Origin of the sequence: Aminobacter niigataensis (assembly GCF_014200015.1) — a bacterium.
Lineage (GTDB): Bacteria > Pseudomonadota > Alphaproteobacteria > Rhizobiales > Rhizobiaceae > Aminobacter > Aminobacter niigataensis.
Window position 1 is genome coordinate 155,784 of the sequence record NZ_JACHOT010000001.1, and the last position, 24,167, is coordinate 179,950.

Annotated in this window: 20 protein-coding genes; 13 read left to right on the plus strand and 7 right to left on the minus strand. The window is 64.9% G+C overall.

Features of this window, described 5'->3' with window-relative positions:
• Window positions 1-117 precede the first annotated feature (117 nt).
• The 9 genes from GGQ99_RS00850 to GGQ99_RS00890 all read left to right on the plus strand — a co-directional run bounded on the left by GGQ99_RS00850 (window position 118) and on the right by GGQ99_RS00890 (window position 10,414).
• Window positions 118-1,290, plus strand: a complete 1,173-nt coding sequence (locus GGQ99_RS00850) for an MFS transporter (protein ID WP_183260007.1) — start codon at window positions 118-120, stop codon at window positions 1,288-1,290.
• Window positions 1,291-1,365: 75 nt separating this feature from the next.
• A complete protein-coding gene (locus GGQ99_RS00855) occupies window positions 1,366-2,115 on the plus strand; it encodes a class I SAM-dependent methyltransferase (RefSeq protein WP_183260009.1) in 750 nt (249 codons plus the stop codon).
• A gap of 118 nt (window positions 2,116-2,233) precedes the next feature.
• Entirely contained in the window at window positions 2,234-4,795 is a 2,562-nt protein-coding gene (locus GGQ99_RS00860; RefSeq protein WP_183260011.1) for an AMP-binding protein, read from the plus strand.
• A gap of 103 nt (window positions 4,796-4,898) precedes the next feature.
• The gene (locus GGQ99_RS00865) at window positions 4,899-5,525 is read left to right on the plus strand and encodes a TetR/AcrR family transcriptional regulator (protein WP_108607401.1); all 627 of its coding nucleotides are present in this window, start codon (window positions 4,899-4,901) and stop codon (window positions 5,523-5,525) included.
• 5 nt (window positions 5,526-5,530) lie between these two features.
• The gene (locus tag GGQ99_RS00870) at window positions 5,531-6,730 is read left to right on the plus strand and encodes a DUF418 domain-containing protein (RefSeq protein WP_183260014.1); all 1,200 of its coding nucleotides are present in this window, start codon (window positions 5,531-5,533) and stop codon (window positions 6,728-6,730) included.
• Between the two features lie 79 nt (window positions 6,731-6,809).
• Entirely contained in the window at window positions 6,810-6,998 is a 189-nt protein-coding gene (locus tag GGQ99_RS00875; protein ID WP_108607402.1) for a hypothetical protein, read from the plus strand.
• A gap of 122 nt (window positions 6,999-7,120) precedes the next feature.
• Window positions 7,121-8,026 carry a KPN_02809 family neutral zinc metallopeptidase gene (ypfJ, locus tag GGQ99_RS00880; protein ID WP_108607403.1) on the plus strand — a complete coding sequence of 302 codons (906 nt, stop codon included), beginning with the start codon at window positions 7,121-7,123 and terminating at the stop codon, window positions 8,024-8,026.
• Complete coding sequence (locus GGQ99_RS00885; protein WP_183260016.1) at window positions 8,026-8,946, plus strand: aldo/keto reductase; 921 nt, start codon at window positions 8,026-8,028, stop codon at window positions 8,944-8,946. Before ypfJ ends, GGQ99_RS00885 begins: the two co-directional genes overlap by 1 nt.
• Before the next feature lie 217 nt (window positions 8,947-9,163).
• Entirely contained in the window at window positions 9,164-10,414 is a 1,251-nt protein-coding gene (locus tag GGQ99_RS00890) for a TCR/Tet family MFS transporter (protein WP_183260018.1), read from the plus strand.
• A 61-nt stretch (window positions 10,415-10,475) separates the two neighbouring features.
• Here the strand turns inward: GGQ99_RS00890 and GGQ99_RS00895 are convergent, their stop codons facing one another.
• Window positions 10,476-10,760, minus strand: a complete 285-nt coding sequence (locus GGQ99_RS00895; RefSeq protein WP_183260020.1) for a hypothetical protein — start codon at window positions 10,758-10,760, stop codon at window positions 10,476-10,478.
• A 317-nt stretch (window positions 10,761-11,077) separates the two neighbouring features.
• A complete protein-coding gene (gene carA / locus GGQ99_RS00900) occupies window positions 11,078-12,280 on the minus strand; it encodes a glutamine-hydrolyzing carbamoyl-phosphate synthase small subunit (RefSeq protein WP_183260029.1) in 1,203 nt (400 codons plus the stop codon).
• Between the two features lie 288 nt (window positions 12,281-12,568).
• Here carA and GGQ99_RS00905 point away from each other — a divergent pair, with 288 nt between their 5' ends.
• On the plus strand, window positions 12,569-13,018 hold the full coding sequence (locus tag GGQ99_RS00905) for a GatB/YqeY domain-containing protein (protein WP_108609809.1): 450 nt from the start codon (window positions 12,569-12,571) through the stop codon (window positions 13,016-13,018).
• A gap of 69 nt (window positions 13,019-13,087) precedes the next feature.
• Here GGQ99_RS00905 and GGQ99_RS00910 read toward each other — a convergent pair whose 3' ends face one another.
• From GGQ99_RS00910 to GGQ99_RS00920, 3 genes are all read right to left on the minus strand, one after another.
• A complete protein-coding gene (locus tag GGQ99_RS00910; RefSeq protein ID WP_246389364.1) occupies window positions 13,088-13,666 on the minus strand; it encodes a glyoxalase superfamily protein in 579 nt (192 codons plus the stop codon).
• 213 nt (window positions 13,667-13,879) lie between these two features.
• Window positions 13,880-15,043, minus strand: a complete 1,164-nt coding sequence (locus GGQ99_RS00915) for an amidohydrolase (RefSeq protein ID WP_183260031.1) — start codon at window positions 15,041-15,043, stop codon at window positions 13,880-13,882.
• Between the two features lie 361 nt (window positions 15,044-15,404).
• Window positions 15,405-17,069, minus strand: a complete 1,665-nt coding sequence (locus tag GGQ99_RS00920) for a Na/Pi cotransporter family protein (protein WP_183260032.1) — start codon at window positions 17,067-17,069, stop codon at window positions 15,405-15,407.
• A gap of 313 nt (window positions 17,070-17,382) precedes the next feature.
• Here GGQ99_RS00920 and dnaG point away from each other — a divergent pair, with 313 nt between their 5' ends.
• The 3 genes from dnaG to GGQ99_RS00935 all read left to right on the plus strand — a co-directional run bounded on the left by dnaG (window position 17,383) and on the right by GGQ99_RS00935 (window position 23,035).
• Window positions 17,383-19,326 carry a DNA primase gene (gene dnaG / locus GGQ99_RS00925; RefSeq protein WP_183260034.1) on the plus strand — a complete coding sequence of 648 codons (1,944 nt, stop codon included), beginning with the start codon at window positions 17,383-17,385 and terminating at the stop codon, window positions 19,324-19,326.
• A gap of 325 nt (window positions 19,327-19,651) precedes the next feature.
• A complete protein-coding gene (gene rpoD / locus GGQ99_RS00930; protein ID WP_108607411.1) occupies window positions 19,652-21,673 on the plus strand; it encodes an RNA polymerase sigma factor RpoD in 2,022 nt (673 codons plus the stop codon).
• 72 nt (window positions 21,674-21,745) lie between these two features.
• Complete coding sequence (locus GGQ99_RS00935) at window positions 21,746-23,035, plus strand: glycosyltransferase family 4 protein (RefSeq protein WP_183260036.1); 1,290 nt, start codon at window positions 21,746-21,748, stop codon at window positions 23,033-23,035.
• A gap of 134 nt (window positions 23,036-23,169) precedes the next feature.
• Here the strand turns inward: GGQ99_RS00935 and GGQ99_RS00940 are convergent, their stop codons facing one another.
• Both GGQ99_RS00940 and GGQ99_RS00945 read right to left on the minus strand, forming a co-directional pair.
• Window positions 23,170-23,613 carry a DUF305 domain-containing protein gene (locus GGQ99_RS00940; RefSeq protein ID WP_246389367.1) on the minus strand — a complete coding sequence of 148 codons (444 nt, stop codon included), beginning with the start codon at window positions 23,611-23,613 and terminating at the stop codon, window positions 23,170-23,172.
• A 166-nt stretch (window positions 23,614-23,779) separates the two neighbouring features.
• On the minus strand, window positions 23,780-24,043 hold the full coding sequence (locus tag GGQ99_RS00945; RefSeq protein ID WP_108607413.1) for a DUF2798 domain-containing protein: 264 nt from the start codon (window positions 24,041-24,043) through the stop codon (window positions 23,780-23,782).
• Window positions 24,044-24,167: the final 124 nt, after the last annotated feature.

The following is a 24,167-nucleotide window of genomic DNA, read 5'->3' on the forward strand; positions in this document are numbered from 1 at the left end:
GGTTCAAGGTTTGCGCGGCCTGCCGACACCACGATGGCAGGAGCGCGTTCGAAGCAGATTGACATGACGCAGCGACAAGTTCAATAGTTCAACATATTTTGAACTAAGGACAGCGTCATGGACAAGCGCCTTATCTGGCTGGCGGTCGGCTCGTTTGCGATGAGCACAGTCGGCTTCGTGTTCTCCAGCCTTCTGCCGGCGATCGCCGGCGACGCCCATGTCTCGGTGCCCTTCGCAGGTTACCTGATCATGGCGTTTTCGCTTGCCTATGCCGTCGGCGCTCCCGTCCTGTCGGCGCTGGCAGGCGAGATCGACCGCCGCCGCGTGCTGGCGGCAACGATGCTGGTGTTCGTCGCCGGCAACATCATTGCGGCGACGAGTTCGTCCTTCGGCGGGCTGCTGGTGGCACAGATCGTGATGGGCATGGCGGCCGGGCTCTATGCGGCCACCGCGCAGGCGACCGCGGTGTCGCTGGCCGGGCCCGAACATCGGGCGCGCGCCATTGCCGTCGTCGTCGGCGGCACGACGTTTGCGGTGGCGCTCGGCGCGCCGGTAGGCTCGCTGATCGCGACGATGTGGGGCTGGCGCGGCACCTTCGTGGCGATTGCGCTGCTCAGCATATCCTGTGCGGCGATCCTGTGGGTGCGGTTGCCCAGGGGTTCGCGCGGCATCAAGCTGACGCTGGGCGAGCGCTTCACGGCCATCGCGAGGCCCGGCATCCTGCCGTCGTTGCTGGTGACGCTGCTTTATCTCGCCGGTGGTTTCACCGTCATTTCCTATATCGCGCCGCTGGCGCTGGAGGGGGCGGGGCTGCCGGCCATCGCCCTGCCGGGCATGCTGCTGGCCTTCGGCGCGGGTGCGGTCATCGGTAATTTGTCGAGCGGCTACCTCGCCGACCGGATCGGGGCGACGCGCATGGTGGTGCTGTCGCTCTTGATGTCGTCGGGCTTCTGCCTGGCGATCGCGCTGACGCTGAAGCTGTTGCCGCATCACATCGCCGGGCCGGTGCTGATCGGCCTGATGGTGCCGTGGGGTATCATCGGCTGGGCCTTCCCGCCGGCGCAGGCGAGCCGCATCGTCGGTTTCGCACCCGAGCTCGCGCATCTGACGCTGTCGCTCAACGCTTCGGCGCTCTATTTCGGCATCGCCTTCGGCACCGTCATCGGCGGGCGGGTGCTGGAATTCGCCACGCCTTCGGATCTCGGTCTTGTCGCGGCGGCCTTCCCGCTGGTGGCGCTGGCCGTGCTGGCACTGTCGCGCCGTTCGGCTCGGCTAGCGGTGGCACGGTGATTTGCGCGCCGGTGGCCATGGGTGCTCGCCGTCTTGGATGGCATAAGCGCTGCCTTCTAAGCGAGCGAGGCAGCGATGAAACAGGACGAGAGACACTGGACCGGCGTGGCCGAGCAATGGATCGCGTGGGCCCGCGCGCCCGGCCATGACGCCTTCTGGGCCTATCGCAAGGGACTCGTGGATTTCATCGGCAAGGGATCTGGCCGCGCGCTGGAGGTTGGTTGCGGCGAGGGCCGCGTGTCGCGCGAACTCAAGGCGCTCGGCTACCATGTGACTGCGACCGATGCCGTCGCCGCCATGGTGGAAGCGGCCCGTGAGGCCAAGTCGGCCGACGACTATCGTGTCGCCGGTGTCGGCGACCTGCCTTTCGAGGACGGCTCGTTCGACCTGGTGATGGCCTACAACGTGCTGATGGACGTCCAGGACGTGCCGGCAGCGGCGCGCGAAATCCGCCGCGTCTTGAAGCCGGGCGGGACGCTGTTTGTTTCGCTGGTTCACCCGTTCCGCGACCGCGGCCGCTTTGCCGGGCGTGAGGCGGACGCGCCGTTCGTCATCGACGGCAGCTATTACGGCCGGGAGTATTTCGAGGGCGAGGAGCAGCGTGACGGCCTGACGATGCAGTTTGCCGGCTGGTCGCAGCCGCTCGAAGACTACATGGCAGCGTTCGAGGCTGCGGGACTGGCAATCACGGCGCTGCGTGAGCCCACTCCCGACACAGCTGATACAGACCAATTGCGCCAGTGGTCGCGCATCCCGCTGTTCCTGTGGCTTAAGGCGCGCATCCTGGCCCGAGGTCGCAATGGTCGCCTGACACCGGTCCGTTAAGGGCGGTCAGCCGGCACATATTAGAGGTCTCGCATTTTCTTGATGCAAATTATCAGGAATAAGGCTATCGGCTCGCGCGTTCAGGTGGCTGCATCGGAAGCGGCGGGGCGAGCGAAGAATGGAATTCCTGCAGAAACTGGCGACGCATGGCGACCGTGCCGCCCTGATTTTCCCGGGTCGCCCCGCCATCAGCTATGCCGAGCTGGCACGCTGCGCAGCCGAGATGGCCGCAAGTTTCGGCAACGGCCGGAAACTGGTGGCCATCGAGGCGGCGAACTCCGAACACGCCATCACAGCCTATCTCGCGGCACGCGCCGGGGACCATGCCGTGGCGCTGCTGGCGCCGGGTGATGCCAGGGCCTTTGCCGACTTCGAAGAAGACTTCCGCCCCCACGCGAGCGTGCGGCTGTTCGACGGGCGCTGGCGCGTGGTCGAGCACGAGGGGGCAGGAGAGGCATTGCACGGGGACCTCGCCGTGCTGCTGGCGACGTCGGGCAGCACCGGCAAGAGCCGCTTCGTCAGGCTGTCGCGCAAGAACATCGACAGCAATGCCGACGCTATCGCTTCTTATCTGGGGCTAGCGGCGGACGACCGGGCGGCACTGCTCCTGCCGTTCCACTATTCCTATGGCCTGTCGGTGCTCAACTCGCACCTGGCTGTCGGTGCCAGCGTGTTCGTCTCGGCCAAGGGCGTGGCGGACAAGGGATTTGCCGACGACCTGCGCGCGGCCGAGGCGACCAACATCAGCGGCGTGCCCTATTCCTACGAACTGATGGAAAAGACCGGGTTCCAGCCCGAGGAACTGCCGTCGCTGCGTTTCATGACAGTGGCGGGCGGGCGCATTCCCGCCGGGCTTGCCGACACTTTTCGGCGCAAGCTCGAGCAAGACGGCCGCCGCCTTTTTCTGATGTACGGCCAGACGGAAGCGACTGCCCGGATCGCCTATGTGCCGCCGGAGGCGCTTGCGGCGAACCCCGACAGCATAGGCATTGCCATTCCGGGTGGCGAACTGATGCTGGTCGGCGACGATGGCGCGCAGATCGAGGCATCGGGTGCTGCGGGCGAACTCGTCTATCGCGGCCCGAACGTGATGATGGGCTATGCCGAGAGCCGGGCCGATCTGGCGCGCGGTGACGAGGTCGAGGAACTGCGCACCGGCGATGTCGCCGAACGCTGTGAGAACGGCTTCTTCCGCGTCGTCGGGCGGCTCAAGCGCATGTCGAAGATCGCCGGCCTCAGGATCAGCCACGAGGCGGTGGAGCATGCGCTGGCGCAGCGTGGCATCGTGGCGGCTGTGACGGGCTGTGACCGGCGGCTGGTGGCGGCCTATTCTTCCGGCGAGGCGCCCGAGGACGTCTGCAAGCTGATGATCGCGGCGAGCGGCCTGACGCCGCTGCATGTCGAGGCGGTGGCGGTGGAAGCCCTGCCGCGGCTGGCATCGGGCAAGGTCGACTATCCGGCGGTGGCGCAGCGCGCACGACAGGCGGGGAAAACCGACCCCGGCATTGTCGAGGCGTTCAGCCGGGCCTTCTATCCGCGCAAGGTGACGCCGGCCGACAGCTTCGAGGCGCTGGGCGGCGACTCGCTGTTGTTCGTGCAGCTGTCGCTGACGCTCGAGCGCAAGCTGGGACGTATCCCCGAGGAATGGGAGAAGATGCCTGTGGGCACGCTGGCAAGGCTCGGGCGCCAGACCAGCGGTTTGCGCGTGGTCGATTCCGATCTCCTGATGCGGGCAATGGCGATCCTGCTCGTCGTGCTCCACCATGCCACGCTGTGGCCCATCCCCGGCGGGGCTGCGGCGCTGGTGATGCTGGTCGGCTACGGGCTGGCGCGTTTCCATGGCGCAGCCCTGATGCGCGGGGAGACGACGCGGCTGCTCAGGACGCTGGCCGCAAACCTGGCCGTCTATGCGCCGATCGTCGCCACATATTCGATCGCGCGCGGCGAGATGCTGTGGCCGTCGGTCTTCCTGGTCGGCAATCTCGGCATTTTCGATCCCAAGCACATGCTGCCCCATCTCTACTGGTTCGTGGAGGCCTACGCGCAGGTCATGCTGATCGTCGCCGGGCTGTTCTCGCTGCCGGCTGTGCGACGGCGGGTGGCCAAGAATCCCTTCGGCGTCGGCATGGCGGCGCTCGTCGTGGCGGTGGCGATCAAGTTCCTGGCGCCCAAGGTCTGGGCGGTCGGGGCGGTGCAGATCTTCACCGTGTCGGACGTGTTCTATCTCGCTGCCTTCGGCTGGTGCGTGTTCCACGCCCGAACAGCGCGGCAGCGCCTGCTGGTGCTGGCGGCTGCGACGCTGGCGTTTCCCGTCATGGCGTATTGGGGCGGCAACTGGACCGGGTCCTGGGTCAAGTTCATGCTGCAACTGGCCTGCGTGACCGTGCTGCTCTACATGCCGCGCGTGGCCGTGCCGAAGCAACTCGCCGCCGTCGCCCTGCCAGTGGCTGCTGCGGGCTATCACATCTACCTGTTCCATCGCCTGCTGCCGGAGCTGTTGGCGCCACACGTCAAGCCGCTGATCTCGTGGCCGGTGGCGACCGCGCTGAGCGTGGCAATCGGCATCCTGACGGGGATCGCGGCATTCCATGCCCAAAAGGCGCTCGCCGCCTGGCTGGCGGACCGACGCAGCCCGCGGGCCGATGCTCCGCTGGGGGCACACGCCGCGCCGGCGGAGTAGCTTTTCCCTTTCCGCATCCTGCTGCCGCCGCACCCGGTTGACTGCACGGGGCTTGGCAATTAATAGATCGACTAGTCTATTAATTAATGAAGCGAGTGAACCGATGCGGAAGGTCGATCCTGAAAAGCACGCCGCCAGGCGGCAGGCGATCCTCGATGCGGCAAGGACCTGCTTCGCCAGGAAGGGTTTCCACCAGACCAGCACCGCCGAGATCTGCGCGGCGGTCGGTATGAGCCCGGGCAATCTGTTCCACTATTTCCCCAACAAGCAGGAGATCATCGGCGCGATCGTCGACCAGGAAGGCGAGGAGACGGCGGCATTCTTCCAGACGTTGGGTGCGCGCGACGACCTCCATGCCGCGCTGCTCGATTTCATGGACCTGGTGCTGGAATTGGCTGCCGATGCCGAGTTCTCGTCTCTGGCGCTGGAGATCGCCGCCGAAGCGGGGCGGGACCCGGCGATCGCCATGCGCGTGGGCCGCAATGACCGCGAATTGCGCTCGGCGCTGCAAGGCCTGCTGGCCGAGGCGGCGGCGCGCGGACAGGCCGACGCCACGCTCGACATGGCCGATGCGGCGACCTGGGTGGCGGCGCTGATCGACGGCATCTTCAGCCGCGTCGCGGTCGATGGCGAGTTCAAGCCCAAGAACCAGCACGCAACGATGCGCGTCCTGCTGGGGCGGTTCCTGCGGCCGCAGGCGGATGCCTCGACCGTGACGGCGGGGGCATGAGAGCAATGACTGCGAAATCGGTTCAACAAGAGCGGATCACCAACGTCGATGCGCTGCGCGGCTTTGCGCTGCTGGGCATATTGGTGGTCAACATCACGGCATTTTCCTCGCCTTACTACGGGCTCGGCGTTGCCGATCCGGCATTTGCCGCGCCGCTCGACCAGGCGGTGCGGTTCGTCGTCGCCTTCCTGTTCGAAACCAAGTTCTACCTGCTGTTCTCGTTCCTGTTCGGCTACAGCTTCACGCTGCAGATGGCCTCGGCGGAGCGCGCCGGCGAGGCCTTCGTGCCGCGCCTGCTGCGGCGCCAGGCCGGGTTGTGGGCGATCGGGCTGGCGCATGCGGTGCTGCTGTTCCACGGCGACATCCTGACGACCTATGCGGTGCTGGGCATGGTGCTGCTCGTGCTGCGCAACATCGAGGAGAAGACCGCGCTTCGGCTCGCCTTCTGGCTGGTCGTCGTCACGGCATTGGGCTGGGCAGCGCTTGGCGCACTGGCGACACTGGATCCGATGCCGCTGGATGCAGCGGCGTTGCTCGCCGAAGGCGAGGCGGCAAAGTCGGCCTATCTCGCCACGCCGGGCAGCGTCATCGCCCAGCACCTCGCCGAACTGAGCAATGTCTGGGTGGTGATCGGCCTGATGCAGGGGCCATGCGCGCTGGCGATGTTCCTGGTCGGCCTCGTCGCCGGCAAGCGCCAGCTGTTCGTGCAGCTTGACGACTATCAGCCGTTGCTGCGCCGCCTGCTCGCTGCCGGCATGACCGTCGGCCTCGCCGGCGCGGCGTTCTACGGCTGGACTTCGGTCTACGGGATCGGCACCGGCTGGGAACTGCCCGGGCTGGCGGTTGGCCTGCTGACCGCACCGCTGCTGACCGGGGCCTATGTGGCGCTGGCGATGCTGGCCTTCCAGCGGTTCAGGCGCCTGCCCGAAATGCTGGCGCCGGCCGGGCGCATGGCCTTGTCCAACTACCTGTTCCAGTCGCTGGTCTGTTCGGTGCTGTTTTATGCCTATGGCCTCAGGCTGATGGGGGAGGTGCCGCCGCTGGGCGCGCAACTGATCGCCGTTGCGATCTTCGCCGGGCAGCTGGCGCTCAGCCGCTGGTGGATGGGCCGTTTCGCCTATGGCCCGCTGGAATGGCTGCTGCGCGCGGTGACCGTCGCCGCCTGGCCGCGATGGCGCAGGGACGCGGCGCCCGTCCGGCAATGACGAACCCGGCGGGAACAAGCGCGGCCCGCCTGCGTTAGCCTGAGCGCCAGCTAGGACCGGCGCCCGGGAGGAAGCGACAATGGCCATCACACAAGCCCCGACGCCGAAGGGCAAGGCAGCCGCCAAGGGCCTGCGCCAAGCAGCGGCCAGGGAAGAGCGCAAGGTCGAGGCCAAGACCGGCCAGGACTTCAAGAAGGGCGAGAAGCGCTTCGAGGAGCGCTCGAAAAGCTCGGACGGCAAGAGCGCCGGCACCAAGCAGAAGAGCTGACCGCCAGCGGTTGCGCGCCCGGGTGGCACAACCAAAAACCCTGTGACTTGAATCAAGCGTTGGGCTAATTGTCTCCCTGAGCGGAGCCAAGCCCGCGACGACGAACATTGAGGGATATGCCCATGCGTTGGAGAGGCCGTCGCCAGAGTGACAATGTCCAGGATGCGCGCGGCCAGGGCGGCGGCGGGCTGGGCGGTGGCTTCGGCCGCGGCAGCGGACGCCTGCCGATCGGACCGCGCATCGGCGGCGGCGGTGGACTTTCCGGCATCATCATTCTCGTCGTGCTGTTCTTTGCGCTGCGCGCCTGCGGCATCGACCCGATGCAGATCCTGGCCGGCGGCGACGGCTCGCCGGGCGGGGGCCAGGTGACCGAAGGCGGCGCGCCGGCAAACGACGAGATGACCCAGTTCGTCTCGACCGTGCTGGCCGAGACCGAAGACACCTGGAACGGCATCTTCCAGGCCGAGGGGCTGAAATACGAGGAGCCCAAGCTGCTGCTGTTTTCGGGCCAGGTCTCGTCGGCCTGCGGCTACGCCTCGTCGGCCTCGGGGCCATTCTATTGCCCCGGCGACAAGAAGGTTTATCTCGACACCTCGTTCTTCAACCAGTTGGCCAAGCAGTTCGGCGCCGCCGGCGACTTCGCCCAGGCCTATGTGATTGCCCACGAGGTCGGCCACCACGTGCAGAACCTGACCGGCATCCTGCCCAAGTTCAACCAGATGCGGCAGCGCATGAGCGAGGCCGACGCCAACCAGATGTCGATGCGCGTCGAGCTGCAGGCCGACTGCTTCGCCGGCGTCTGGGGCCACTACACCGCCCAGAAGGGACTGCTCGAAGAGGGCGACATCCAGGAGGCGCTCAACGCCGCGCAGCAGATCGGCGACGACACGTTGCAGAAGCGCATGCAGGGCTATGTCGTGCCGGAAAGCTTCAACCACGGCACCTCCGACCAGCGCCAGCGCTGGTTTGCCGCCGGCTTCAAGAGCGGCAAGCTGTCGTCCTGCGATACGTTCAACAATCCGATCTGATGGCTTCGGACAAGCGCATCGAACTGGTGCCGGGCGGCCCGTCGCTGTCGCGGCTGGTGTTCGGCGCCTGGCGCTTGCTCGATGGTGGAGCGAAGCCGGACGCCGAGGCAGTAGCCCGGCTGATCGACATGTCGGTCGATCTCGGCATCACCAGCTTCGACCACGCCGACATCTATGGCGGCTACGAGGTCGAGGAGGCCTTCGGCGCGGGACTGGCGCGCTGGAAGGGCCGGCGCGACAGCATCGAGCTGATCAGCAAATGCGGCATCATGCTGAAGTCGCCGCAGCGGCCGGCAAACCGGCTGAAGCATTACGACACGGGTGCCGCCCATATCTCGGCGTCGGTCGACCGGTCGCTGAAAAACCTCGGCACCGACTATCTCGACCTGCTGCTGATCCACCGGCCCGACCCGCTGATGGATGCCGACGAGACGGCGGCGGGGCTGGAGCGGGTGGTGAAGGCGGGCAAGGTGCGCGCCGTCGGCGTCTCGAATTTCACGGTGGCGCAGTTCGACCTTCTGGCGTCGCGGTTGCCGTTTCCTGTCGTTACCAACCAGGTCGAGCATTCGGTGCTCGAGACCTCGGCGCTGACGGACGGCCGTTTCGACCACGCGCAAAGGCAGCGCTACGCCCCGATGATCTGGTCGCCGCTCGGTGGCGGGTCGCTGTTTACCGGCGATGGCCAGCGTGAGCACAACGTTCGGGCGGCGCTGAGCCTGGTGGCGGCCGAGACCGGCGCCCATGATGTTGCGACCGTCGCCATCGCCTGGCTGCTGCGCCATCCGGCGCGCCTCGTGCCAGTGCTCGGCACGATGAAGCCGGAGCGGCTGGCGCAACTGGTGCGCGCACTCGAGGTCACACTCGACCGCCAGCAATGGTTTTCGATCCTCGAAGCGAGCGAGGGCAGGGCGGTCCCGTAACGTTCCGTCCGTGCCCCAAGACGCATCAGACATTTTGATGTGTTCACGTATTGTTCCTGATCGTTGCCGCTGATATAAGCGACGTTCCGCACTGCCCCCGGCGGTTCGATGCCGGTTGCTGCCTTCGGCGCAGCCGTAATAAGACATGCTGCGACAGCTTGAAGCCGCGCATCACCGGCATCGCCGATGCGCGAATTTGTGCCAGGTGGGTTTCGACATGGTTGATGAAAAGACCGCCAGAAGGGGCCTTGCGCTCGTCTTTACGACGCTGCTGCTCGACGTCATCGGCTTCGGCATCATCATGCCGGTGTTGCCGGCCTTCCTGCAGGAACTGACCGGCGTCGGCGTCAGTGCCGCGGCGATCGAGGGCGGCTGGCTGTTCTTCGTCTATGCGGCGATGCAGTTCCTGTTTGCGCCGCTGATGGGCAATCTGAGCGATCGTTTCGGCCGCCGGCCGATTCTGCTCGCCTCGGTGCTGACCTTCGCTATCGACAATCTGATCTGCGCCATCGCCTGGTCGTATTCGATGCTGTTCATCGGCCGCGTGCTGGCCGGCATCAGCGGCGCCAGCTATTCGACGGCCTCGGCCTTCATCGCCGACGTCTCGAACGACGAGAACAGGGCGAAGAATTTCGGCCTGCTCGGCATCGCCTTCGGCGTCGGTTTCGTGATCGGGCCAGTGCTCGGCGGCCTGCTGGGCGGGTTCGGACCGCGCGTGCCGTTCTTCTTTGCCGCCGGCCTTGCCTTCCTCAATTTCGTCGTCGCCTACTTCTTCCTGCCGGAGACGCTGACCAAAGAGAACCGCCGCAAGTTCGAGCTCAAGCGCGCCAACCCACTCGGGGCGCTGAAGCAGATGCGCAACTACAAGGGCATCGGCTGGATCGGCATGGTGTTCTTCCTGATGACGCTGGGCCACATGATGTATCCGGCGGTGTGGTCGTTCGTCGGCAGCTACCGCTACGGCTGGAGCGAGCAGCAGATCGGCTTCTCGCTCGGCGTGTTCGGCATCGGCGGTGCGCTTGTCATGGCGCTGGTGCTGCCGCGCGCCATACCGCTGCTCGGCGAGTGGCGCACGGCGGCGGTGGGCCTGGCGTTCACGACGGTCGCCGCCTTCGGCTATGCCGCCGCCTGGGAGGGCTGGCTGGTCTATGCGGTGATCGTGGCGACCTGCCTCGAGGCGCTGGCCGACCCGCCGCTGCGGAGCCTCGCGGCCGCCAAGGTGCCGCCATCGGCGCAAGGCGAGTTGCAAGGTGCGATGACCAGCCTGTTTTCGATCACCAGCATCATTACGCCGCTGCTCTATACCGGCATCTTCGCATGGTTCACCGGGCCGGACGCCCCGGTTTCATTCGCCGGCGCGCCCTATGTGCTGGGTGGGGTTTTCCTGTCGCTGTCGCTATTGGTGTTCTTGCTCAAGGTCGAAAGGCCGGCCACGACCGAGCAAGCGGCCCTAACGACAACCTCATAGCCGGGCGTCTCGCCAAGTCAGGCGAGGCCTGATGGGCCGTCAGGCCAGCAGGAAGCCACCACTATTGTTCCATGAAGCGCACACCCACCGATGTCGGTGAATACCAGCACACGCGCGCCGTTCGTTTCGCCGCCTCACCGGCAATTGCCAGATTGAACTCTGGCGGGACACCTGTTGTGTCGTCAAAATCCAACCTTGCGCCATTTTGGGACTGGTTGCGAACAATCCCCTCTAAGGAGCAATAGCCGCCGTAGAACGAGAGCTTGGCTCCCTTCAGCGTGCGGCGGCGGCCTTCCTTGCGTTGTTCTAGCTGTTCACGCGTATTGAGATCTATCACATATGCCATGACTGCCCCCGTTTCTTCAGTTCAGTCATAGTCGTCATGCACGAATCGTGCCAGCCCCAAAGAGGACGGCGTGCTTGTCGAAGTTGTATGCCAAGTACTGAAGACGCGAACTGAAAATATTGCCTCTTTGTGAACGGTCTCTACTTGTGAACTTGAGGTTCGGCGTCGTTGCGCTGCCGTGCGAAACTGGGCGCGAGCTTGACCGGAAGCTGGGCGAAGCACTGCCAGTGCGTCGCAGCTCTTGTGGCGGGTCGAGTTGCTCGGGCAACAAAAAAGGCCGCCCCAAGGCGGCCTTTTTTGTTCAGTCGAATGACTGATCAGCGCTCGGCGAGAGCGGGCTCGCCCTGGCGTTCGCGGATCAGGTTGGCGAAGCGGCGGAAGAGGTAGTGCGAATCCTGCGGGCCGGGCGAGGCCTCGGGATGGTGCTGGACCGAAAACACCGGCCGGCCGGTGAGTGCGATGCCGCAGTTGGAGCCGTCGAACAGCGAGACGTGGGTTTCTTCCACGCCTTGCGGCAGCGACCCGGCGTCGACCGCAAAGCCGTGGTTCATCGACACGATCTCGACCTTGCCGGTGGTGTGGTCCTTGACCGGATGGTTGGCGCCGTGGTGGCCCTGGTGCATCTTTGCGGTCTTGCCGCCGAGGGCAAGGGCCAGCATCTGGTGGCCGAGGCAGATGCCGAAGACCGGCAGTTCGGTCTTGAGCAGGTCCTTGATGACGGGCACCGAATATTCGCCTGTCGCGGCGGGATCGCCGGGGCCGTTGGACAGGAAGATGCCATCCGGCTTCATCGCCAGGATGTCTTCGGCCGAGGTCTTGGCGGGAACCACCGTGACCTTGGCGCCGAGGCCGGCGAGCAGGCGCAGGATGTTGCGCTTGACGCCGTAGTCGATGGCGACGACGTGCATGGTGGCTTCGTTGCGCTCGCCATAACCCTCGTTCCAGACCCAGGGCGTCTCGGTCCAGGACGACGACTGGCCCGATGTGACCTCCTTGGCGAGGTCGAGGCCGACGAGGCCGGACCAGGCGCGGGCCTGGGCCTTGAGGTTGTCGATGTCGAACTTGCCGTCGGGCGCATGCGCGATGACGGCATTGGGCATGCCTTTTTCGCGGATCAGCGCGGTCAGCGCGCGGGTGTCGACGCCGGACATGGCGACGATGCCGCGGCGCTTCAGCCACTGGTCGAGGTGACCGGCGGCACGATAGCTCGACGGGTTGGTGACATCGGCCTTGAACACGGCGCCGACCGCGCCGAAGCGGGCCGCCGGGTTGAGATCCTCGACGTCCTCGTCATTGGTGCCGATGTTGCCGATATGGGGAAAGGTGAAGGTGACGATCTGGCTGGCATAGGAGGGATCGGTGAGAACCTCCTGGTAGCCGGTCAGTGCGGTGTTGAAGCAGACTTCGGCGACGGCACTGCCTGTGGCGCCGAGGCCTCGGCCCGTAATGACCGTGCCGTCGGCCAGAACCAGAACGGCGGTCGGCACTTCGGTTGCCCAGGGGGCGGTCTCTGAGGCCATGGCGATGCTCCTGCGTAACGGCGCCGCGACTTGAAAAATGGCTCGGGAGAGGCCATATCGCGCAGCGAAAAGCACGGACGACCACCGTCAGGCGGGCCCCGTGCACAAAACAAACTAGTCCTTGCAAGGCGCGGACAATAAGCGAAGGCCGGCGGGTGGTCAATGACCGGTCCGGGATTCGCGGCTAATTATTTTTCCTAATGAAAACAGGAAGTTGGCCATTGTCATTCGGTTTGCCACTGTGGCAGGTCGGCGCTATTGTTTGCGACACGTTCAGGAGTAATGGCCATGCGCGAGATGCTCGCCGAGGCGCTGAAGACTGCATTGAAAGCCGGCGACAAGCGCCGTACCTCGACGCTGCGGCTGATCCAGGCCGCAATTCAGGACCGCGACATCGCCCATCGCGGCGCCGGCAAGGACCCGGTGTCGGACGAGGAAATCCTGCAGATCCTGACCAAGATGGTCAAGCAGCGGCAGGAATCGGCCAAGGCCTTCGAGGAAGGCTCACGGCTGGAGCTCGCCGCGCAGGAGCGCGACGAAATCACCATCATCACCGACTTCCTGCCCAAGCAGATGGAGGAGGGGGCGGTGCGCGACGCGGCGCAGAAGGTGATCGCCGAGGTCGGTGCCGACGGCCTGCGCGACATGGGGCGCTGCATGAATGCGCTCAAGGAGCGCTATCCCGGCCAGATGGATTTCGGCAAGGCGAGCGGCATCGTCAAGAACCTGCTGCAGTAGGCTTTGCCCCGATTGGGTTTTTGAACAACGCCCCGGCTGCCATGCAGTAGGGGCGTTGTTCTTGGGAGCTCAGGCGGCTCGGCGAAGACTGAGGGGCGTCCTGTCCTGAAGCGCCCAGATATGGCCGAACGGATCGAACACCGTGGCGCCGCGTCGGCCGTCGGTCGCTACATCCAGCTCTCCCCGTAGGGTCGCCCCCGCATTGACCGCTCTTTGCAGGGCGATCTCAGCGTTGGCGACGTCAAGTATGAAGACCGTACTGACCGCGCCCTTGGCCTTGGGATAAAAGGGGCCGCCTCGGTGCGGCTCCAGTTCCCTGCGGGGGTTGGCTCCTCCGACTTGCATTGCCGTATCCCCGATGTGAAGGTCTATGGAGATCGGCTCGCCCTCGAACATGTAGGCACCGCCACGAACGGCGCCGAAAGCCCGCTGGTAGAACGCGGCCGCTTCCTCCTCGCAGCCGTGCTCGACCACGATCGAGATGTGGAATTCGGACTTGGTGTCGCAGTGCGCCTTGAGCATGTCGTAAAAGCCGAATTGGTGCGCGACGATTTCGAGGCAGGCGCTGTGCGAGAGGTGGATGTTTTGTGTGGCCAGGCTGCTGCGCAGTTCCTTGGCCATGGACTTCACGCGATCAAGTGACGGCATGGATTGGTTCCCTTGGAAGGGGTGACAAACAACGTCAGTGCTCGCATTGCCGACGGCCACCCAAAAGGGTCAAATCAAGGGTGAGGTGCATTCACCAATCCGGAAGGAGCGAGCGGCAGGCTGCACGGCCAGCTTGAGTGTCGCCAACAAATCCGATTCGGGCAAGGTCGATGTCGTCAAGGATGCCGGCGCGCTGGCGCACGATGGCGTGGGTCACGCCTCGGGCAGGCGCTGGCGCACGATGGCTGCGTGGAAGCGCGCGCCGTGGATCAGGGCTTCGTCGTTGAAATCGAAGGACGGGTTGTGCAGCGGCGCCGAGGCTTCGCCATTGCCGATGCAAGCGAAACAGCCGGGCACATGATCGAGGAAGCGGGCGAAATCCTCGGAAGCAGTGACGATCTCGCCGTGGCCGTTGACCGCGCCGGTTTCAAAGACGGTGCGGGCTGCCGCGATCGCCGCCTCGGTGGCATCGGCGTCGTTGATCAGCGGTACGAACTCCCTGGTGTAGGCCACCTCGGCGGTGCAATTGTAGGTCAGCGCCGTGCCTTCGGCGATGATGCGCATCTGCCGTTCGATTTCGGCGCTGACCTCCGGGCGAAAGCTGCGGGCGTCGCCGAGCACGCGGGCAAAGCCGGGCAGGGCGTTGCGGGTGCCGTCGGTGATGAGTTCGGTGACCGAGACGACGGAGATGTCGGCCGGGCTCAGCCGGCGCGAGACGATGGTCTGCAGATTGGCGACCAGCGCGCAGGCGGCGACGAGCACCTCGCGGCCGCCATGCGGGCGGGCGGCGTGGCCGCCGAGGCCGCGCAGCACGATCTCGAAATTGTCCTCCGCCGACATGATCGGCCCGGGCCGGGTCTCGAAATGGCCGACGGGCAGGCCCGGCATGTTGTGCAGGCCGTAGATCTCGTCGAAGGGGAAGCGGCTCATCAGGCCGTCGTCGAGCATGGCGAGCGCGCCCTTTCCCCACTCCTCGGCGGGCTGGAAGACGAAGCGCACGGTGCCGTCGAAGCCGCCGTCGCCGGCAAGCAGCTTGGCTGCGCCCAACAGCATCGCCGTGTGGCCGTCATGGCCGCAGGCATGCATGACGCCGGGATTTTGCGAGGCGTGGCCGTGGCTGGCCTGCTCGGTGATGCGCAAGGCGTCCATGTCGGCCCTGAGCGCGATGGCTCGATTGCCGGTTCCGCGGCGCAGCGTACCGACGACGCCGGTGCCGCCGATACCTTCGACGACTTCGTCGAGGCCGAATTCCCTCAGCTTTCGGGCGACAAAGGCGCCGGTGCGCTTCTCCTCGAAGCCGAATTCGGGATGGGCATGCAGGTCGCGCCGCCATGCGGTCATCTCAGCGATGAGGGTTTTCTGGTCGAGCGCGGCCATGTGCTGATCCCCGGGTTCGGAGGGAGAGCCTCACTCGGATTGGCGGTGGCAGGCAAGGCTTGTCCGTGAGGCCAGGGCGCGAGGCTTACCTTCTCCCCTTATGGGAGAAGGTGGATCGGCGCGTAGCGCCGAGAGGATGAGGGGTGCTGGGCGGAGTGGGAGGGTGGAGAATGCGTGCCGTCAAAGAGAGTTTGGAAATACCATACTCCGTCCAGCACCCCTCATCTGCCCCTTCGGGGCACCCCGGCCCTCCGCTATGGCTCTGGGCGCTCGTCGTTGGAACAGCCAAATCGTTGGCTTTTCCTGGCCTTCGGCCACCACTCCTCACCCCACAATGGGAGAAGGGGATGTCTGAGTCCGCTCAGCTTGCCTTGAGGCGCGAGCCGCGCAGCAGGCCCTGCTCTTCGAGCACCGGATAGGCCATCGAGGCGAGCAGCGAGTTGATCTGCTTGAGGTCGCGGATGGTGTCGAGGTGGATGGAACTGGTCTCGACGCTCTTGATGGTGCCGTCGCGCAGGCGCAGGAAATGGCTCTGGCTGGTCTGCTTCTCGACGTCGCGCAGCCTGTCCTTCTCGAGCACGAGCTGGCGGGCGGTGTTGGCGTCGCGCGACACCAGCACGTTGAAGGCAAGGCGCGCATTGGCCATCACCGAGGCGTGGAATGCGGTCAGTTCGCGCCAGCCCTCGGGCGTGAACTCGAGGCCGCGGTCGAGCTTCTTCTGCACATGGGCGAGCATGTTGCGGACGATGATGTCGCCGACCTGCTCGAGCTTGACGCAGGCGCCGAGCAGTTCCTGGCAGCGCAGCGCCTCGTCCTCGGTCATCGGCCGGATGGTGGCCTTGGCGAGGTAGAGCTTGATCGCCGCATGCTTGCGGTCGACCCGATCGTCGAGGGATGCAAGGGCTGCGATCTTGTCGGCCTCGGGCTTTTCGTAGAGCTCGATGATGCGCTGGAGCATGATCTCGACGGTTTCGCAGACGCGGACCACTTCGCGCGTGGCGTTGGCCAGCGCCTGGGACGGCGTGTCGAGCGCGGCCTCGTTGAGCGCGCTGAGTTCGGCAAGCGCCATGTCCTTGGCCGGGTCGGCCTTGGTGCCCAGCGCGACGATCTTTTCCGAGGCGCTGTAGACCAGCTTGGCGAGCGGGATACCGGCGACCAGGATGATGCAGTTGAACAGGATATGGGCGTTGATGATCTGGTCGGGCACGGTCGCGCCGAGGAAGGCGACCGACGGCTTGGCCCAGAGGAAGGCAACCAGCATGACGAGCGAGCCTGCGCCGCGCATCAGAAGATTGCCGATGGGGACGACACGGACGCCGGGTTCGGCGTTGCGGGTGAGCAGGGGGGCGATGATCGAGCTGCCGAGATTGACGCCGAGCACCAGCACGATGCCGAGTTCGGGCGGCACGAAGCCGCGGCCGGCAAGGGTGACGATCAACAGCACGGCGGCGATCGAGGAATGGAACAGCCAGGTGACGACGGCGGCCAGCAGGTAGGCGGTGATGGGATCGCCGGCGAAATAGTCGACGATGACGGGCAGCAGCCTGCTTTCGCGCAGCGGCTCGGAGGCCTGGCCGACCATTTCGAGCGAGAGCACGAGAAGGCCGATGCCGACGAGGATGCGGCCGGTCTGCTGCCAGCTGCGGCGGTCGGTGGCCAGGAACATGGTGGTGCCGGCGGCGAGGCAGATCGGCACCAGCAGCGACAGGTCGAAGGTCAGGATCTTGATGACCAGTGCCGAGCCGATCTCAGCGCCGCGCACGGCAAGCTGGCCGGCGATGCCGCTGACGATGCCGGCCCCGGCGAAGGAGCCGACGAGCAGGGTGACCGCGGTGGAACTCTGGAAGGCGATGGCGAGCGCGGTGCCGGCCAGAACGGCCAGGATCGGGTTGCGCATGGTGTTGCGCAGCTTGTGGCGTAGGACGTCGCCATAGGCGCGTTCGACGCCGGTGCGCACCATGCGCGTGGCGAACAGCAGCAAGGCTATCGCGCCGGCGAGGTGGAGCAGGACGACGGAGCCGCTCATCGGCGGCACCGGCTGAAGTCTGGGGCGGCTGCGAAGGGCAGGACGCGCATGCGAATCACTGTCTTGACCATGTCGATTAGATTAGCCGGATAATATTTTTCGTCCATATTGCACGCGTGTGCACTGCTCGCAAGATATCTGAGTTGCTCATATATGAGATACGTCCGGCGGAGCCTCGGGTTCCCGGGCGACATTCCGTGCACGCAATTGGGATGGTCGCTGCGATTGGCCTGTGAACAGCGGGCATGCTGGCGAATAGGAGTCGTGTCCGACGGAGCGAGCGCCTATATCAGTTTCAAACAAGCAGGGCCCGATGCGCTTTTCCGACGGATTCTTGAGCGAGATACGCGACCGCGTGCCGATTTCGGCCGTGGTGGGCCTGCGCGTGACCTGGGATCGCAAGAAGACCAACGCGCCGCGCGGCGATTTCTGGGCGTGTTGCCCGTTCCACGGCGAGAAGTCACCGTCGTTCCACTGCGAGGACCGCAAGGGCCGCTACCACTGCTTCGGCTGCGGTGTGTCGGGCGACCATTTCCGTTTCCTGACTGACCTCGACGGCATGACCTTCCCGGAGGCGGTCGAGCGGATCGCCGAGATGGCCGGCGTGCCGATGCCGGCGCGCGACGCGCATGAGGAGCGGCGCGAGAAGGAACGCGCCAGTCTGACCGACGTCATGGAGCTGGCGACGAAATTCTTCGAGGACCGGCTGCAGAGTGCGGACGGGGCAAGGGCGCGGGCCTATCTGCGCGACCGCGGACTGACGCCGGCGACGCAACAGACTTTCAGGCTCGGTTTTGCGCCTGATAGCCGAAATGCGCTGAAGGAATTCCTGGCTTCGAAAGGCATCGAAAAAGTACAGATGGAGGCCTGCGGACTGACCGTGTTCGAGGACGTGCCGGTCTCCTACGACCGCTTCCGCGACCGCATCATGTTCCCGATTCCCGATTCGCGCGGACGCATCATCGCCTTTGGCGGCCGCGCCATGTCGGCGGAGGTCTCTGCCAAGTATCTGAACTCGCCGGAGACCGAGCTCTTCCACAAGGGCAACGTGCTCTACAACTTCGCTCGCGCCCGCAAGGCGCTACAGAAGGGCGGGGCGGTCATCGCCGTCGAAGGCTACATGGACGTGATCGCGCTGGCCCAGGCCGGCTTCGACAATGCGGTGGCGCCGCTCGGCACGGCGTTGACCGAAAATCAGCTCGAACTGTTGTGGCGCATGTCGGGCGAGCCGGTGCTGTGCTTCGACGGCGACAAGGCCGGGCTCAAGGCCGCCTATCGCGCCGCCGACATGGTGCTGCCGTTGGTGGCGCCCGGCCATACCGCGCGCTTTGCGTTGCTGCCCGAGGGCAAGGACCCCGACGACCTAGTCAAGGGGGAGGGACCGGAGGCGTTTCGAACGGTACTTACCGCCGCGCGACCGTTGTCCGAACTGGTCTGGATGCGCGAGACTTCGGGCGGCGTGTTCGACACGCCCGAGCGCCGCGCCGAGCTTGAAAAGACGCTGCGCGAGCTGACCGGCAGGATCAAGGACGAAAGCGTCCGCTATCACTACCAGCAGGAGATGCGCGAACGGGTGCTGAGTTTCTTCGGCAACCAGCGCGGCAGGCAGCAAGGCCAGGGCGAGCGCGGCAAGGGTTCGTTCGGCAAGGGCGGCGAGCGTGGCCAGTGGAACAAGGGCGGCGCGGGCGCGGCGGCCGGCCGGTTTGCCGTATCGGAAAGCCTGGCGCGCTCGGCGATGGTCAAGCGGGCGGGCGGCATCATGCCGTTGCGCGAGGCCGCCCTGGTTGTGGCGCTGGTCAACCATCCCGCGCTGATCGACGAGAATTTCGACCATGTCGAAAAGCTCGATCTCAGCCACGGTGAACTGAGGCAACTGCATACGGTGCTGATCGATGCCATGGCGCATGGCGAAGCCAACACGCGCGAGGCGGTGGTGGCGGCTATCGAACGGGCCTCGTGCGCGGAGATGTGGGAGCGGGCGGTGGCGCTGGCGCGGCGGACGCGGCAGTGGACGGCACTCGAGGATGCGGCGATCGAAGATGCCCGCGACGCCTTCGCCCAGGCGCTGCACTTGCACCGCAGCGCCCGCACCTTACATAAGGAACTGAAACAGGCCGAGGCGGCGCTGGCTACCGATCCGACCGACGAGAATTATCGGCATCTGGTGGAGATCCAGGCGCAGTTTCACGACGTGCAAGCCACCGAGGCGCTTATCGAAGGCTTCGGGGTGTCCTCGGGCCGAGGCGGGCGGAACTAGAGCGAGATTGCGATAATCCCGCATTTGATTCGCTTTTTTGTCGCGAATCATGCGACAGGCGCTTGACCTTCCGCCGGAATGACGGAATCAGGTCGATTCGAAAAGTTAACCGGCGGCCAGACCGCCAGTCGTGTCGACGGCCTGTAGAATGCGGATTGGGGCGCTTGTCACTGGACAGGAAGATATTCCGCCACAGATATCAGGGTTAATCTGGACTTAACACAGGTGCAGCTACTGGCAGTTCAGGCGCAGGTTGGATGAAGCCATCTGATTTGCACTGTCCGAGAGTTTAAGCGGCTGACGGGCCGCCTGGAGAAAGCAAAGAATGGCGACAAAAGAAAAGGAAGAGGTCGAGACCGAACGCGAAGGCGCAACTGACGGCCCTTTGCTCGACCTTTCCGATGACGCTGTCAAGAAGATGATCAAGGTCGCGAAGAAGCGCGGCTATGTCACCATGGACGAGCTCAACGCGGTGCTGCCTTCGGAGGAAGTGACCTCCGAACAGATCGAAGACACGATGGCGATGCTGTCCGACATGGGCATCAACGTGGTCGAGGACGACGAGCAGGGTGAAGAAGCCGAGGCCGCCGAAGGCGATGCCGAGGAAGATGCCAACGAGCTTGCCGAACAGACCGGCACGGCCGTTGCCGCGACGACGACCAAGAAAGAGCCGACCGACCGCACCGACGACCCCGTGCGCATGTATCTGCGCGAGATGGGCTCGGTGGAGCTTCTGTCGCGCGAGGGCGAGATCGCGATCGCCAAGCGCATCGAGGCCGGCCGCGAGACGATGATCGCGGGCCTGTGCGAAAGCCCGCTGACCTTCCAGGCCATCATCATCTGGCGCGACGAACTCAACGAAGCCAAGATCCTGCTGCGCGAGATCATCGATCTCGAAGCGACCTATGCAGGCCCCGAGGCCAAGCAGGCGCCGATCGTCGAGCGTGTCGACGAGGACGCCAAGCCGAAGGCCGACGAAAAGTCGCGCCGCGGCGGCCGCGACGAGGAAGACGACGTCACCAACGTGGGTGGCGACACCCGCGGCGAAGAGGATGAGGAAGAAGACGACGAGGCAAGCCTGTCGCTGGCGGCCATGGAAGCGGAACTGCGTCCGCAGGTCATGGAGACCCTCGACGTCATCGCCGACACCTACAAGAAGCTGCGCAAGCTGCAGGACCAGCAGGTCGAAAACCGTCTCGCTGCCGCCGGCACCCTGTCGCCGAGCCAGGACCGTCGTCTCAAGGAACTGAAGGACCAACTCGTCAAGGCGGTGAAGTCGCTGTCGCTCAACAATGCGCGCATCGAGGCGCTTGTCGAGCAGCTCTACGACATCAACAAGCGGCTGGTGCAGAACGAGGGCAAGCTGCTGCGCCTGGCCGAAAGCTACGGTGTGCGCCGCGAGGAATTCCTGCGCGAATATCAGGGTTCGGAACTCGATCCGAACTGGATCCGCTCGATCTCGAACCTGTCCAGCCGTGGCTGGAAGGAGTTCACCAAGAACGAGAAGGACGCGATCCGCGACCTGCGCGCCGAAATCCAGAACCTCGCCACAGAAACGGCGATCTCGATTCTGGAATTCCGCAAGATCGTCAACCAGGTGCAGAAGGGCGAGCGCGAAGCGGCGATGGCCAAGAAGGAGATGGTGGAAGCCAACCTCCGTCTCGTCATCTCGATCGCCAAGAAGTACACCAACCGCGGCCTGCAGTTCCTCGACCTGATCCAGGAAGGCAACATCGGCCTGATGAAGGCGGTCGACAAGTTCGAGTACCGTCGTGGCTACAAGTTCTCGACCTATGCGACATGGTGGATCAGGCAGGCGATCACGCGTTCGATCGCCGACCAGGCCCGCACCATCCGCATCCCGGTGCACATGATCGAGACGATCAACAAGATCGTGCGGACCTCGCGCCAGATGCTGCACGAGATCGGCCGCGAGCCGACGCCGGAAGAACTGGCTGAAAAGCTCGCCATGCCGCTCGAGAAGGTGCGCAAGGTGCTGAAGATCGCCAAGGAGCCGATCAGCCTCGAAACGCCGGTCGGCGACGAGGAGGATTCGCACCTCGGCGATTTCATCGAAGACAAGATGGCGATCCTGCCGATCGATGCGGCAATCCAGGCGAACCTGCGCGAGACGACCACGCGCGTGCTCGCCTCGCTCACCCCGCGCGAGGAGCGCGTGCTGCGCATGCGCTTCGGCATCGGCATGAACACCGACCACACGCTCGAAGAGGTTGGCCAGCAGTTCTCGGTCACCCGCGAACGCATCCGCCAGATCGAGGCCAAGGCGCTGCGCAAGCTCAAGCATCCGAGCCGCAGCCGTAAGCTGCGCAGCTTCCTCGACAGCTGACAAGAAACTCAGAAATGGCCGTCCCCAGGACGGCCATTTTGCTTTCCACCGTTCAAAATCGGGTCAGCCTGTTTGAGTTCACCTGTCTATTACGATCTGAGCGAACTTTATCTGCTGAGCCGGGGCAGGCTCAAATTCTATGGCATCGCCAGGGTGGTGGCGGAGATCGGCTATGAGCTTCATCTCCTCGACAAGGGCGTGGTATTTGTCGTGTACGATGAGACCGCGCGCGACTTCTTCGAGGTCAAACCGCATTTCGGCAAGGCGTCCTATAACGGCGTCGTCGATCTCGGCTTTCCGGAAGGCGCGATTCCTTTCCGGCTGCGTGGACCGAAGGCGGGCCGCAGCCTGCCGAACCGCATGTTTGCGACCACGTTCAGCGCATTCCTGAGAGCGGTCAACCGTTCAAAACTGCGCGCGCTCCGGTCGCATTTGAAGCCGATTGCGCTCAATGATGGATATCTGGTGTCGGCGGGGCGGCCGAAGCTCCTGGTCGACATGATCGATTGCCTGGTCCGGACCCGTTCCAAGACGCGGTTCTACCCGCTGCTGCACGATTGCATCCCGTTGCACGATTTTGGTGACAAGCCGGATGCATTCCAGCTCAATTTCCATGCCGACAACAACAAGGTGATCCGCCACGCCAGCCATATCATCGCCAACTCGCAGTTCACTGCGAGGGACCTGCAGGCGAAGGTGAAGGAGGGACTGTTGCCGCCGCTTCCCGGGGTCTCGGTGGTTCCCCTGGCGCATGAATGCCGCGCGGACGGCGAGAAGCCGAAGCTCGAGCTGCCGGCGCGGCCCTATGTGCTGGGCGTGGGCATCACGCTCGGGCGCAAGAACCTGGATGTCGTTCTCGCCGCACAGCGGCTGCTGGTGGAGCAAGGCAAGACACCGCCGCTGATGGTGATCGCCGGCGCCAACCGTCGCAGGACGGTCGCCGGCCTCAAGAGCGGCCTGAATGCGATGGTGGCGCCGCATGTGCTGATGGTCGACAGCCCGTCGCAGGCGGACCTCATCAGGCTGTACCAGAACGCGCTGGCCACCCTGATGCCGAGCAAACTCGAAGGCTGGGGCCTGCCGCTGGGGGAGTCGCTCTGGCTGGGCACGCCCGCACTGGCGTCGCCATCGTCCAGCCTGCCGGAGGTTGGTGGTGACCTCGCTGTCTATTTCGACCCGGATTCGCCGGGGGAACTGGCCGGCCTGCTGGAACGGCTGGCCACCGACCAGGACTATCGTCGCAGCCTGCAACAGCGCATTGCCGAGGCAAGGCCCAGCCTGCGGAGCTGGCGACATGTCGCCGAGGACATGCTGGCGGCGATCCAGAGCCCCGACTGCCAGCCGATGCACGTGGCCGGCTGATCGGGACAGGCCGTTTGCCGAGGTCCTAGGACGCTGACCGAACCCGGATCATGGGTGACCTTCCCTGCATTGGCGGGATCGCGGCCGCAGCCTTGGCCGAGGCAGGATCATGCGCCTTCCAGACGCTGCAAGATCTATCTCATCTTGTCGATCTCGGCCTGCTGGCCGGGCACGATATCGGCGCACAGCGCGGAGATCTCCGCGTCGCCGAGGGTGGCGTTTTCGCACATCAGCACCGCGCCGGAGTGATGCGGGATCATCGATTTCAGGAACTGCACGTCGCCAACCCCCGTCTGTTCCCTGATCATGAACCACGACGCGGCGAACACCAGAAGGCTGAAGGCGACGATCGCCATGTTCATCGCGCGGTTGGGATACATGGCGCGCATGAGCAGGAGCTCGATCAGAATCATCGGGAACACCATCAGTGCTGCCATGTAGAACTGGTTCAGGTTTGCAAATACATCGGCGAACGTGTTCACCATGGCATACATCAGCGCAAACATGGCGATGTAGGATAGAACGGCCATCGCCAGAAGACGAAGGTAGTTCTGCATGGAATGATGTTGACTGTTCATGGCATCATCCTTGGTTTGCTTTCACCAAGCCAAACCAACTGGTTGCACAAAAGTTCCGATTGTTTGCACGTTGCGGACAGAGTGGCGGCTTGTACGGCATGCCTCCGCCGGGTTTTGACCCGCGCAACGGCAGGAACTGGGTGGCGCCTGGCGCCACCCATAGTAGTCACGACGCCCTGGGAGACTCGACGACCAGTGCGACGATGCGGCGGACGAGCGGCAGCACCAAGAGCAGGGTGGGAAACGCCACCAGCCAGGACAGCGCCCAAGCCGACGGCCAAGTGGCGAGGAAGGCGGGCGTCGGGCCGAGGCTCTTCAGCGTCGAGATGGCCGAGACCACAAAGGTCATCACCACCGACAGAACCAGCGGCATGGCAAAGGCGGCATAACGCGCCGGCAGCTTGCCGCGCGGCTTCGAACGTAGGGTCATGGGAGAGTATTTCCTGAGATCGGCATCAATCACGAGAGCGCAAGACATGGCATTCCTCCCGGTCGGGCCGGTTGAATGCGTTGCTTGACGTGAGACGCTTACGGCGTGCGTTGGCGCAGCGGCC

What these genes read in the sequence shown, in the direction of transcription:
- GGQ99_RS00850 (WP_183260007.1), top strand. Translation starts at nt 118, where the DNA reads ATGGACAAGCGCCTTATCTGGCTGGCGGTCGGCTCGTTTGCGATGAGC.
- GGQ99_RS00855 (WP_183260009.1), top strand. Translation starts at nt 1,366, where the DNA reads ATGAAACAGGACGAGAGACACTGGACCGGCGTGGCCGAGCAATGGATC.
- GGQ99_RS00860 (WP_183260011.1), top strand. Translation starts at nt 2,234, where the DNA reads ATGGAATTCCTGCAGAAACTGGCGACGCATGGCGACCGTGCCGCCCTG.
- GGQ99_RS00865 (WP_108607401.1), top strand. Translation starts at nt 4,899, where the DNA reads ATGCGGAAGGTCGATCCTGAAAAGCACGCCGCCAGGCGGCAGGCGATC.
- GGQ99_RS00870 (WP_183260014.1), top strand. Translation starts at nt 5,531, where the DNA reads ATGACTGCGAAATCGGTTCAACAAGAGCGGATCACCAACGTCGATGCG.
- GGQ99_RS00875 (WP_108607402.1), top strand. Translation starts at nt 6,810, where the DNA reads ATGGCCATCACACAAGCCCCGACGCCGAAGGGCAAGGCAGCCGCCAAG.
- ypfJ (WP_108607403.1), top strand. Translation starts at nt 7,121, where the DNA reads ATGCGTTGGAGAGGCCGTCGCCAGAGTGACAATGTCCAGGATGCGCGC.
- GGQ99_RS00885 (WP_183260016.1), top strand. Translation starts at nt 8,026, where the DNA reads ATGGCTTCGGACAAGCGCATCGAACTGGTGCCGGGCGGCCCGTCGCTG.
- GGQ99_RS00890 (WP_183260018.1), top strand. Translation starts at nt 9,164, where the DNA reads ATGGTTGATGAAAAGACCGCCAGAAGGGGCCTTGCGCTCGTCTTTACG.
- GGQ99_RS00895 (WP_183260020.1), bottom strand. Translation starts at nt 10,760, where the DNA reads ATGGCATATGTGATAGATCTCAATACGCGTGAACAGCTAGAACAACGC.
- carA (WP_183260029.1), bottom strand. Translation starts at nt 12,280, where the DNA reads ATGGCCTCAGAGACCGCCCCCTGGGCAACCGAAGTGCCGACCGCCGTT.
- GGQ99_RS00905 (WP_108609809.1), top strand. Translation starts at nt 12,569, where the DNA reads ATGCGCGAGATGCTCGCCGAGGCGCTGAAGACTGCATTGAAAGCCGGC.
- GGQ99_RS00910 (WP_246389364.1), bottom strand. Translation starts at nt 13,666, where the DNA reads ATGCCGTCACTTGATCGCGTGAAGTCCATGGCCAAGGAACTGCGCAGC.
- GGQ99_RS00915 (WP_183260031.1), bottom strand. Translation starts at nt 15,043, where the DNA reads ATGGCCGCGCTCGACCAGAAAACCCTCATCGCTGAGATGACCGCATGG.
- GGQ99_RS00920 (WP_183260032.1), bottom strand. Translation starts at nt 17,069, where the DNA reads ATGAGCGGCTCCGTCGTCCTGCTCCACCTCGCCGGCGCGATAGCCTTG.
- dnaG (WP_183260034.1), top strand. Translation starts at nt 17,383, where the DNA reads ATGCGCTTTTCCGACGGATTCTTGAGCGAGATACGCGACCGCGTGCCG.
- rpoD (WP_108607411.1), top strand. Translation starts at nt 19,652, where the DNA reads ATGGCGACAAAAGAAAAGGAAGAGGTCGAGACCGAACGCGAAGGCGCA.
- GGQ99_RS00940 (WP_246389367.1), bottom strand. Translation starts at nt 23,613, where the DNA reads ATGAACAGTCAACATCATTCCATGCAGAACTACCTTCGTCTTCTGGCG.
- GGQ99_RS00945 (WP_108607413.1), bottom strand. Translation starts at nt 24,043, where the DNA reads ATGACCCTACGTTCGAAGCCGCGCGGCAAGCTGCCGGCGCGTTATGCC.